The 12,245-nt window shown below is 42.4% G+C and carries 7 protein-coding genes and 1 pseudogene; 2 read left to right on the top strand and 6 right to left on the bottom strand.

The features are described 5' to 3' along the window. Window positions 1-13 precede the first annotated feature (13 nt). From BN35_RS08405 to radA, 5 genes and pseudogenes are all read right to left on the bottom strand, one after another. Window positions 14-1,292 (bottom strand): annotated as a pseudogene (locus BN35_RS08405) (IS1634 family transposase). Between the two features lie 460 nt (window positions 1,293-1,752). Further along, entirely contained in the window at window positions 1,753-3,906 is a 2,154-nt protein-coding gene (locus BN35_RS08395; RefSeq protein WP_025073100.1) for an OmpA family protein, read from the bottom strand. Window positions 3,907-3,912: 6 nt separating this feature from the next. Continuing rightward, on the bottom strand, window positions 3,913-5,730 hold the full coding sequence (locus BN35_RS08390) for a DNA topoisomerase 3 (protein ID WP_025073101.1): 1,818 nt from the start codon (window positions 5,728-5,730) through the stop codon (window positions 3,913-3,915). A gap of 302 nt (window positions 5,731-6,032) precedes the next feature. Continuing rightward, window positions 6,033-6,530, bottom strand: a complete 498-nt coding sequence (locus tag BN35_RS08385) for a gamma carbonic anhydrase family protein (protein ID WP_025073102.1) — start codon at window positions 6,528-6,530, stop codon at window positions 6,033-6,035. 23 nt (window positions 6,531-6,553) lie between these two features. Continuing rightward, a complete protein-coding gene (gene radA, locus BN35_RS08380; RefSeq protein ID WP_025073103.1) occupies window positions 6,554-7,942 on the bottom strand; it encodes a DNA repair protein RadA in 1,389 nt (462 codons plus the stop codon). 75 nt (window positions 7,943-8,017) lie between these two features. On the opposite strand from radA, the gene BN35_RS08375 reads away from it, so the two are divergent. Both BN35_RS08375 and BN35_RS08370 read left to right on the top strand, forming a co-directional pair. Next, complete coding sequence (locus tag BN35_RS08375) at window positions 8,018-8,935, top strand: ABC transporter substrate-binding protein (RefSeq protein ID WP_025073104.1); 918 nt, start codon at window positions 8,018-8,020, stop codon at window positions 8,933-8,935. 30 nt (window positions 8,936-8,965) lie between these two features. Further along, window positions 8,966-11,209, top strand: coding sequence for a tetratricopeptide repeat protein (locus BN35_RS08370; RefSeq protein ID WP_025073105.1), 2,244 nt, complete (start codon window positions 8,966-8,968; stop codon window positions 11,207-11,209). A gap of 280 nt (window positions 11,210-11,489) precedes the next feature. Here the strand turns inward: BN35_RS08370 and BN35_RS08365 are convergent. Beyond that, on the bottom strand, window positions 11,490-12,245 hold a 756-nt coding region (locus tag BN35_RS08365), incomplete at its 5' end, for an IS5 family transposase (RefSeq protein WP_044071384.1).

Genomic DNA, 12,245 nt, shown 5'->3' with positions numbered 1-12,245 from the left:
TTTCCTGACTTCGTCATCGTGTCACCCAAAAATCTTCGTCAAAGAGTTTAGCTATTCTCTGATGTCTTGCCATCAGCATAGTCTGCGTATAAACCTCCTTGTTCAGAGGTAGCTTGATTTGTATCGTTGTAATGGTCTTTGCCAATGCAAGCACCTTGTCTATGCTCATCTTAATCTCTGAGACTTTCAACAAACGCTCCAATTCCTTGTATACTTTCAAAGCCACGAAGCAGATGCATATATGGGCCTCGATTCGTTTGCGCGTAAAATGAAACATGGGACGTATCTCTATCTTTGATTTGGCTATGCGGAAGGCTCGTTCCACATGCCAAAGGTTGTGATATGCCGTGTATACGTCCTGTATTGGTATATCCGTATTGGTGAGATATCCCTTTAGGCCGTCCCATTTGGAGTCGTCGGCAACACGGTCATAATTGATGGCGACTTTCACTTCACCATCCATGGATAAGAACTTATTGTAACCTCTCTTGTTGATGTTGCCTTTCGTGAGTGCACCATGCTTGTAAGCCTTTTCCAGCCTACGTATACCCTTTTCCCGGTTATAGGCATCTTTCTTTGCACGGTCATCTGTATAGCCGACCAGGAGACGGCGTCCACCTCCTTTGTCATATTCAACCATCTGGCAGTCGCACTTGGGCTGTTCCAGTAGCCAGCTCTTGACCTGTTGACTTTCATTCTTTATCTTCGCACCTATTATATACTTGTAGCCTTGCGATTCAAGTTCTGCTATATTGGCATTGTTCATCAGACCGGAGTCTGCCACCACAACGAAGTTCTCCAATCCGTATTTGCTTACAAACTCGTTTATCGTTGGCAGCATCGTATGACCCTCATATTTGTTGCCTTCATGGATGCAATAGGCAAGCGGATAGCCACCAAGGCTGACAAGCAGTCCAAGTATGATTTGAGGATTACTGTGACGTCCCTCTTTCGAGAAACCTGTCTTGCGTAATTCGTCCTCATAATCCGCTTCAAAGTAAAGTGTGGTAACATCATAGAATAACACACCGATATTTCCACCGAACAGTTTAGCTGTATGTTGCACGCTCATGGTCACAGGCCTCACGTTCCTCGCCGAATAGATCAAGCTGGGGCTGGCGGCGTGAATTCTCTCTGGAAATCCATTCTTTTGCTTCAATGACAAGATTTTCAACCTCACCTTCATTATAGGCTACTCCAATTGTGGCAAGTTCCTTCATTTTGCCTCCAATTTTCTCGACAACGATAACTCCGATATTGCCAGATGGATATTTCTTTTTGCGGACAAACATAGTTAAAATATCTTTCGTTTCACCCAATATTAGGTGACACAAAGATACAAAATATTGTTTATCAACCAGTTGTAAAATACGTGTTTTTTGAGTGACGAAGTAAGGAGCTGCCAAGAAATGGTAAAAATGGCAATAAAAAGAGAAGACTTAAACGTAATATTCTTATTGTCAAACAGTTATGAAACTTTTTCTTTTTTCGCGTATTTGCGACCAACTTTGATGTTGGTTGTAAATACGCGAGTTATGAGAGGCACTTTGTAAAGAAAATTCAGCAATGGTGAGCCTTCCATGAAGCGTACTGGTAATTTTACATTCGCTGTATTTTGGGTGCGTTTTGTTGTGAAAAATCATCCTTCAATGAAAGCACCGTAAATTGCAAAAGACTTTAACAGCAGGAAATGAAAGTGTGACACACTCCTTTATGGTGTGTTTAAGTATTTAATGGTGTGCTTAGAATGAGTTACTGCACAAAGATGATAGGCGTATCTTCGTTTTTCGGCAGCGATGGGTTTTGTTGTTTATTCTTGGATTGCTTCTTCAGCTTGCCTTGCTCGTCAAACATATTATAGGTAGTCCGTAGTACACTAAATTCTGTTCTGCGGTTCAGTTGGTTGCATATCTCCTGTTTTTCCGCATCCAATGTTTTGATGAACTCTTCAGATAGCACATCTCCCTCTTTGAGCCAAGGGTAACGCTCAGTCAGTTTCTTGCGGATAGTCTTTGGCTTTTCCTTGCCGTACCCAACGGGTTTCAAGCGGTCTTTTGCAATGCCCTTGTCAATGAGATATCGCACTACCGCTTCGGCACGTCTTTGCGCTAATCGCTGGTTATATTCTTTCGAACCTTTATAATCGCAGTGTGCGCTTAGCTCAATAGTCACATGACTGTTTTCATTGAGTAGCTTTACCAAATCGTCCAAGGCTTTTTTAGACTCCAAACGCAGCGTGGCTTTGTCAAAGTCGTAGAAGATGTTATCTATCAATACTGGTACGGTAATTGATGCTAAAGGAAATTGTAGGGTATATTCTTTCGATTCCTTTACTGGTTCTACCTGCAATTCTTCGGTGTGATTAAGAAAACCTTTGCAGGTGGCGAGCAGCAAATAATCAACTTTTGGCTGTATCACATATGTAAACGAGCCGTCACTGTTTACGCTCAATACCTCGTTCGTTCCGTCACTCCCCACAATACGCACTTGAGCTGAAGGGAGTTCATAGCCATCTTTCTCGTACACCCAACCTTTAATACTCTGTATGATTTCAGGATTTTCAAACCAATAAATTTGATCCCATCCACGTCCATTATTTCTATTAGACGAGAAGAAACCACGATTGTGAGGACCTTCAAAGGTCAATCCAAAATCATCTCCTTCTGAATTGAGAGGATTTCCTGGGTGAATCAATCGATAGGGCGCAGTTGCATCCTTATCTTTAGTAGGCGCATGGCACTGTAAACTGTCTTTCAGCGCATTGTTAGATGAGCGTTGGTGGTTGGGTATGGCAATAAAAACATCCAATCCTCCAAAGCCAGGATGCCCATCACTTGAAAAGTAAAGGTCGCCGTTAGGTCTAAATGTAGGGAACATTTCATTGCCGGGTGTGTTAATAGGTGCACCAAGATTTTCGACACCTCCCAACCCTGCAGCCGTTAAGCGTACTCGCCAAATGTCCATTCCTCCCATTCCTCCCGGCATGTCAGAGGTAAAATATAACCATTGTCCATCGGGTGAAACCGCTGGATGCGCATAACTCGAAAGAGTGTCTTGCGAGATAGGTAATTCGTTTGCCTTTCCCCAAGCCGCATCTTGTCTGTTCGATACTACAATTTTTGCATAGCGTGGATGTGTAGCATCGGTTGTGCATTGCGTTAAGTACATCTCTCGTCCATCAGGACTAAAGGCACAAGCCCCTTCTTCGGCATCAGTGTTCAAGCCACCTTGCACAACTTCGGGTTTGCCCCAATTTCCTTTGTCGTCTTTCACGGATACAAATATATCTGCAGGTTTGCATCCCGTGATGCCACTCAGATTGTTTCCTGTAGCTTCTTTTCTGGTCGAAGTAAAATATAATTGGTTATAATCATCGCCCCAAAGCATGGGCGAATAGTCTGCGTGTCGAGAGTTAAACACGTTCATCTTCTTCACGGTGTATCTACTGCCGCTTTCTTTCCATGCTGGAGCTTGTTGGGCAGAGCGCAGTCCCTCTTGTGCCAAGACATGGTTGGGCATGCTGTCTAATACCAAGGCAAATTCTTTTTCAGCCTCTTTGTAATTGCCATTGCGCAAGAGTTGTTGAGCCAATGCAAAATGTGTTTGCACATCGTCTTGCTGATACCTGATAACATTGCGATAGGCAGCAATGGCTTGTGGGGTTGCGTTTAGGCGATCATAGCACAGTGCCATGCGACTGGCTCGCTGTCCACGCAGGGCACGTTCCTTGGGAGGGGTTTGCCTGTAGGCTTTCTTGAACTGTGCAGCAGCATCGTAATATTCACCTATCGTCAAGAACTGTTCACCCTTTTTCATACTTCGTTCGGCACCACAGCTCACTAATAACAGTCCGATGAGTACAGTCTGATATATAAATAAAAAATGGTGTAATGCTTGTTTCTTCATATCCTTTTATCCCAGTTGCCGACTGTTGTCGCGAAGTACGTCGTTTACTATTTGGTTGATTTGTATTTTCAATTCGTTTACAAACTGTGCAGCATCGTATTTTTGGTGCTCTATGTCGCGCAATTTCTTTTCCCAAATGCCGGTGAGTTCACAGCTTGTAAGCAGTTTCTCTTTGATAATGTCGATGAGTTGTATTCCTAAGGGAGTTGCTACAATACGTTTGCGATTGCGTTGGATGTATTTTCGCTTGAATAGTGTTTCAATAATACTGGCACGCGAAGAGGGGCGTCCAATGCCATTTTCTTTCAAGGCAGCACGTAACTCTTCATCGTTTACAAACTTTCCTGCCGTTTCCATGGCACGCAAAAGGGTGGCTTCGGTGTAGTGCTTCGGCGGAGTGGTTTGCTTCTCGGTCAGCGTAGGGATGTGTTCTCCGCTCTCACCCTTAATGAACGTGGGTAGAGTGCGTTCTTCATCGGTAGTCTTCTCATCAGCGTCATCGTCTTCGTTCGGATTTTTAGCGTACACATCTCTCCACCCTGGCTCCAATATCTCTTTGCCGCTTACTTTGAATTCTATCTCTTTTACTTTCCCCAATACGGTGGTAGTGGCGAATTTGCAATCGTCATAGAACACTGCGATAAAGCGTCGGGCAATGAGGTCGAACACGTTTTCTTCCATATTCGACAGTCCTATGGGCGGTACACCTGTGGGGATGATGGCATGGTGATCGGTGACTTTTGAGGAATCGAATACTTTTTTAGATTTCTTCAGAGCCTTTCCGCCCAAGGGTTTTATCAGTTCAGCATAGACAGTCTTGCTTTGTATCTTCGTTTGATAAAGTCCATTCATGGTCTGCGGACATTTGGGATAAATGTCGTCCGAAAGATATTGGGTGTCTACACGTGGATAGGTGGTATATTTTTTTTCGTATAAACTTTGGATAAGGTTGAGGGTCATCTCAGCCGAATAGCCAAACTTCTTGTTGCAATCTACTTGCAGCGAGGTGAGATCGTAGAGTTTTGGCGGTGCTTCTGTGCCTTTTTTCTTTTGCACATCGGTAACCGTAAACGGTTCACCTTCAATTGTCTTGAAAGCAGCTTCGCCTTCTTCTTTTTTGTCAAAGCGTCCTTTGGTAGCAGTAAACGTTGTGTCGCGGTAGATAGTTGCCAAAACCCAGTATGTTTCTGGCTTAAAGTTATCTATTTCTTTCTGTCTATTAACAATAAGAGCCAAGGTGGGTGTTTGTACTCGCCCTATGCTTAACACCTGTCGGTTCTTGCCATATTTCAGGGTGTACAGTCGAGTTGCGTTCATTCCTAATATCCAGTCACCGATGGCACGAGACAGACCAGCCAAATAAAGTGGCTCGTATGCCGATTGCTCTTTCAGTTTGTTGAATCCCTCACGAATAGCCTCATCGGTCATAGAACTTATCCACAACCGCTTCACGGGACATTTGGCTTGAGCCTTTTGCATGACCCATCGCTGTATCAGTTCTCCCTCTTGTCCAGCATCTCCACAGTTAATGATGCTGTCGGCGTGTTGCATGAGTTGCTCAATGATAGCAAATTGTCGTTTGATGCCTTCATCGTCAATGAGCTTGATGCCAAAGCGAGGCGGCAACATGGGCAGAGCTGCCAAGCTCCAGTGCTTCCAATTGTCACAATAGTCGTTAGGTTCTTTCAGGCAGCACAGATGTCCGAAAGTCCAAGTTACTTGGTAACCATTGCCCTCCATATAGCCGTTTTTTGAGCTATGGGCACCGATGATGCGTGCAATGTCTTTGGCTACGCTGGGTTTTTCTGCAATACAAACTATCATAGATATGCAAAGGTAGCAGAAACTAAAGAAATGCACAAGCGTTCAACCGAAAATTACGTGTCATCCACACGGCTCTTTCATGAAGAATGATGTTTTCACAAAGAAAAGCACGAAAGTAACAAAAATCTTGTGAAAAGGTTTGATAAGAAAAACGTCAACATTGTGACGAAACAAATGGCAAGTTTCTGGTGAGTTGATAAGTTAACAAGTAAATCAATCGCTTGCTAATAACTTATCAGCCCGTCTAATAGGAACTTGTTAGCCAAAAGCGTAAAAAGCTGTTTCAAAATTGGGAGATAAATTTACAGATACCACTGTTTGGCTTCCATATAATGTTTGGCATATTCTTCTGCCTGTCCAGGCATTGCCTTTTTGATGCAGCGTGCAGGTATGCCAGCCCAAATTTCGTGTGCGCCTACATGAGTACCTTGTGTCACCAAAGCATTGGCAGCAATAATGGCACCAGCCCCGATTTCTGCTCCATCCAGCACCGTAGCACCCATTCCAATCAATGCACCCTGCCTTATTACACATCCGTGAACATTAGCCAAATGCCCTACCGATACATCGTCTTCTATCCAGACGGGAGTGCCATGCGACTCGTGTACGCAAGCTCCATCTTGAATGTTCACTCTATCGCCTATGTGTATGGCATCGACATCGGCTCTAAGTACAGCTGAAAACCAGATGGAACAGTCGTCACCCATGATAATGTTGCCTACTAAAGTTGCATTTTCGGCGATAAAACAGTTTTTGCCCCAATTGGGACGTTTATTTCTTACTTTTATGATAGTTGCCATAAAGTTTGTTTCGTAAAATGTTTCTATCCGAAGAGCGCACGTAGAGCTTCCTCCACTTTACGCACAGGATGTAGTTCTAAATGATATTTTTGTGGGTTGATACCTTTCAAATTATACTTTGGAAGAATCATGTGTTTGAATCCTAACTTTTCTGCTTCGGCTATGCGTTGCTCTATTCTGTTGATGGGTCTTACCTCTCCGCTGAGTCCTACTTCGCCAGCCATACACCAACCGTTTTCAATGGCAGTGTCTACATTACTGGATAACACTGCAGCTATCACGCTCAAATCCATTGCCAAATCGGTTACATGTAACCCACCCGCTATGTTGAGAAAGACGTCTTTTTGCATGAGTTTGAAGCCCACTCTCTTTTCTAAGACAGCCAATAACATATTGAGTCGGCGTTGGTCAAAGCCTGTTGCAGAACGCTGTGGTGTTCCGTATGCAGCAGAAGATACCAAGGCCTGTGTCTCTACTAAGAAAGGGCGTACCCCTTCAATGGCAGAAGAAATAGCGATACCACTCAGTCCATCATGATCTTGTGTGAGCAGAAGTTCCGACGGGTTGCTCACAGGGCGCAATCCGTTTTGCTGCATTTCATAGATTCCTAATTCTGATGTGCTGCCAAATCGATTCTTGATGGAGCGTAAGATTCTGTACATATAATGTTGGTCTCCCTCAAATTGGATAACTGTATCAACCATGTGTTCCAAAATCTTAGGACCTGCAAGTGTGCCTTCTTTGTTGATATGCCCAATGAGGAGAATAGGAATCCCACTTGTCTTTGCCAGACGGAGCAGCAGTGCTGCGCATTCTCGCACTTGAGCGATACTTCCTGGGGAGCTGTCCACGTGATTGGTAGCAATCGTTTGAATGGAGTCGATAATCAGTAGGTCTGGTTTTACTTCAAGCACATGATTGAAGATGTTTTCTAAAGAAGTTTCACACAAAATCACTACATTATTATTCTGCTCTGTAGTGATACGGTCAGCACGCATTTTCAACTGATGTGCACTTTCTTCACCACTGACATATAGCACCTTCTTATTGGGAAGATGGAGTATCGTTTGGAGGGTTAGCGTACTTTTTCCTATACCAGGCTCTCCTCCTAATAAAACGATAGAACCAGGAACGAGTCCTCCTCCCAACACTCTATTCAGCTCATCATCATTCATATTGATGCGAGGCTCGTCTTGGGCAGAAATATCTTGTAGGTGTAAGGGCTTGTTTTTCTTTTGCTCGCCATGGAGAGTGTGAGCCGTTGATACGGCTATTGAGGAAGGTTGAGAATTATTACTAATTCTAATCTCCTTAAAAGTATTCCACTCACCACAAATAGGACATTTGCCAATCCACTTGCTTGACTCTTGTCCACATTGGGAGCAAACGTATGCAATCTTATCTTTTGCCATATTGTTGCTATAATATAGGGACAAAAGTAAGAATTATTTTCAGAGAATCAAAATTTATGATTATTTTTGCAAGATATGAAGAAGATTCTGTATATCAACATTCTCTTTATCCTACTGTTGTCTTCTTGTGGGCAGAAAAGTCAGGAAATAGAAAAGAAAACGAAAGCCAATAACGCCCGTGAGCAAAAGGCGTATGCGGAAGCACTTAGGATAGCGGTCTTGCCAACCTTAGATTGCATCCCACTTTATGTAGCGAAAGACCGCCATCTGTTTGATAGTGTACAGGTAGATGTGAGACTTTTACCATTCACTGCTCAAATGGACTGCGACACTGCTATCATAGGAGGAAGCGTTCATGGGGTAGTGTCAGATTTGGTTCGGATGGAAAGACTCAAACGAAAAGGACTGAAATTAGAATATCCCATTACCACACCGTTGCAGTGGCAGTTGATAAGTAACAAGACAGCTCGTCTCAAACAGTTGAATCAGTTAGGAGATAAAATGGTGGCGATGACAAGATATTCGGGAACAGATTATCTGACCGATCAAGTTCTTAGTGGGGTGAAGACAAGTGCCAAAGTGTTTAAGGTGCAAATTAATGATGTCTTAGTGAGGTTGCACATGCTTTTGAACAATGAGATGGATGCCATGTGGCTGCCTGAGCCACAAGCTACTACGGCACGATTGTATAAACATCGGGTGATCACATCAAGTGAAAAGACCAAAGAGCAGTTGGGGGTGATAGCGTTTCGGACGGATATGCTCCAAACCCAAAACCGCAAAAAGCAGTTGCAAGCTTTTATTAAAGCGTACAACAATGCCGTAGACTCACTCAACACTTACGGACTGTCCCATTATTCGGGGCTTGTCACTAAGTATTGTCATACAGATGAAAAAACCGTAAAGGCGATACCAAAAGTAACCTTCAAGCACGCTACAGCTCCTTTAGAAAAGGATATTCAGAAAGCAAAAGCATTTATACCAAAATTGTAAATTGACGTTTGACCAAATCTCTCCAATATTTTGAATTATACTGATTTTGATTTAGAACAGATTCGGAAATTGATTACTTGCAAGCAGAATCTACCCAAGGCGATAGAGAACTTGCAGGAGTATATTTCCAAACACGAATTGACCACTTTTCAACTGAAGTGGGAACAGCTGAATGGTGACTATCTTTTGATGAAGGATTTTCTTAGACGTGGATTAAAAGATCCACAATTTAATGTTGTATATCATAATTTATTGCGTGAATTGTATGCCTTGAATAGTGATATACAGTTGGAGCAAATGATTCATGAAAACAGCTCATATCAGTTGGCTCATCAGACAGCGAAATCAGTTGTACTTGGAGATATAAGTATTAAAACGCAAATGGAGAAATTTGTTCAAGATGTTGCCATGCTATCTTTGGAACCAAAAAGAGGACAAACACTCCAAACAAATCAGTTGTATGAAGAACATCAAACATACATCAATCAGGTTTTCAATGCTTTCTTGGTTTCTCCTCAATGGACGGAAAGTGTTGCAAAATTTGTGGAAGAATTGTTTTTGTCACCCACTGTTGATAGCAACGACATACAATTATTGTTGAGTGGTCTGATGTTATCAGCGATTCAACTCTTTGACTATCGTAAGATATTGGTATTGATTGCTATCTATCAAAAATCAACAGATGAGGAAATACGACAACGAGCTTTGGTGGGTCTTGTATTGTGTTTGCCAGACAATGACGCAAACATCTACCCCGAAGTAAGCAAATCCATTACGGCACTCTGTCAAAATGAGCAAACTTTGCAGGAATTGCTGGAACTACAGATGCAATTCTTTTATTGCATGAATGCGGATGCAGACAACGAAAAGCTACAAAAGGATATCATTCCTCAGCTGATGAAAGGACAAAACATCCAATTCACACGCACGGGAATTATAGAAAAGGAGGAAGACCCACTGGAAGAAATGCTCAATCCGGGTACTGCGGACCGTGCCATGGAAGCCATGGAAGAGAATTTCCAAAAGATGATGAACATGCAAAGGGCGGGGTCTGACATCTATTTTGGAGGCTTTTCTCAAATGAAACGCTTTGGTTTCTTTATGGAATTGAGTAATTGGTTTGTACCTTTTTATCCTCAACATCCTGGACTTAGTCAGATGAATCATGAGTTAAGGGACGGACTGTTTATGAACATTTTATTGGAGCATGGTCCATTCTGTGATTCTGACAAATACTCCTTCGCTTTGGCAGCGTCTTCCATTCTTAACCAAATTCCGTCACAGATGCGGGAACTTCTGAATAGCCAAGAGTTATTAGGACCAACAGTTAATAAGGAAGAGCATCACAAACCAGCGTATATCCGACGGATGTATCTTCAAAATTTGTATCGGTTTTATCGGCTTTACAAGGACAAAAACCATTTTCATAATCCATTTTCCACAGAGTTGTCGCACCATACAGTCTTTTTTGTCCTCAACAATCTCTTTCAGAATACCACATTGGCATACAGATGTCTTGAGATTGGACAGTTCTTGTACAGGCATCATTTCTATGATGACTTGCACCGCTTGTTAGATGCTTGCGAAAATATTGATAGCGTAGAATATTGGAGATTGTCTGCAATGTTAGCCCATCAGGAAAAGGATTATATGCGGGCAGGGTTGGCTTACGATAAGTTGTTAGATGTGGATAGTGATAACGAGCAGGCTTTAAGAGGTAAGGCTAATTCTCTGTTTTATTCAGGTAATTTTTCTGAAGCGATTAAATATTATACTCGTATTTTGGAGAAAGATGTGAATAGTGCAAGAGTTCAGCTTAACTTAGCCGTTGCCTACATTAATGACAATCAAGTAGAAAAGGGGATGAAATATTTGTTTAAGCTTAGTTACGAATATCCTGAAAATCTGTCCGTCAAACGCTCATTGGCATGGGGCTATTTGCGAAAGAATGAAAATGAACAGGCTTTGCAACTATACAATCAGCTAATGGCTCACAAAAGCCATATTCCTTCAGATTATTTGAATGCGGGCTATTGTCTTTGGTTCGACTCAAAGATAGAAGAAGCAATAAAGAAGTTCTCCCGTTATGAAATGATGAGGAAGGAAAAGGGAATTGCGCAAGGTAGCGATGAAAGTTTACATGATGTTTTCATCTTGGATGCTCCTTTGCTCAAACAGTATCATGTAGGAAAAGAGGAAGCGGCAGTGATGGAAGATTTGGTAAACGATCAGTGTCGAAGTTATGCAGGAAGAAAGGGTGAACAACTATCCTAAATGCTTGCCGTGTGGTAAGAAGTTCAAAGTTTTAACTATTTTCTTTTCTATTGGAACAGGTTTGTAGATACTTTACTGCTTTAAGCGCATTAGCTACTTTGAATGGCTAACAGGATTTTCTTGAACTTTACAAGAAAAATGAAATTAATATAAGATGAGACCTCTGCAAAACCTTACCCCATTCTCTATCATTCTTGTTTTTGAGCACTATTGGCTCACCTGCAGTCTATATTTTTGATTTTTAGGCTGTATATGCTCTATTTCATCTCATATTCTCCCCTTATTTGAGAGAATTAGACACAATTATCCCTGGAGTTCGATATAAATTGTAGGCAATAGCCTCCATGATGTGTTGTGCGTGAGTCTTAGCTAAACCTACATATCTGGCTATCCCACCATGAAACCATCTGTGAATAGATCCAAAGGTACGTTCCACTTTATACCGTGTCTTGCTGATGGCTACATTAACACGCTGCTCTCTTTCCGTTAGCTTACGTCCCCTTACTCCTTTGTGCATGATACGACTCTTGAGCTTCATACGTTTAAGTACATCCTTGTTTGCTGTAGAATCATAACCCTTGTCGGCATAAACAGGTGTACCTCGTGGAAGTTTAGCTTTTTCTAATGGCTTTTCCAAATGTTTGATGTCACTTTCGTTAGCCGGTGTGGTTTCCTCGGCTATCACCAAACCGTTCTCATCTGTAACCGAATGCCGCTTGTAACCGAAGTGTAGCTTCCCCATCTTCTTTACCCAACGTGCTTCACCATCAACATTGGGCTTGACGATCTCTTTAACCATTGCGTTTTCTGCTACATCCCTGCCTGATTCCTCATTGCGATCCTCAACTACTTCGTATTCCTTACGGCCGCGAGGTCGACGAGGACTATCCGTGATACTTGCATCAACGATGGCACCACGCTTAACCAAAACACCAGCCAACTCTAACTGGCGATTTATCTCTTGCAGCACATTGTCGTAAAGGTCGGCTTCAACCAAAATGTTACGGAAACGGCATACAGTTGTACTATCTGGAGC

It is taken from the genome of Hoylesella timonensis 4401737 = DSM 22865 = JCM 15640 (assembly GCF_000455445.1).
Taxonomy (GTDB): Bacteria; Bacteroidota; Bacteroidia; order Bacteroidales; family Bacteroidaceae; genus Prevotella; species Prevotella timonensis.
The sequence above is the reverse complement of the archived record's forward strand: the minus strand, read 5'-3'. Positions and strand labels throughout refer to the sequence as shown.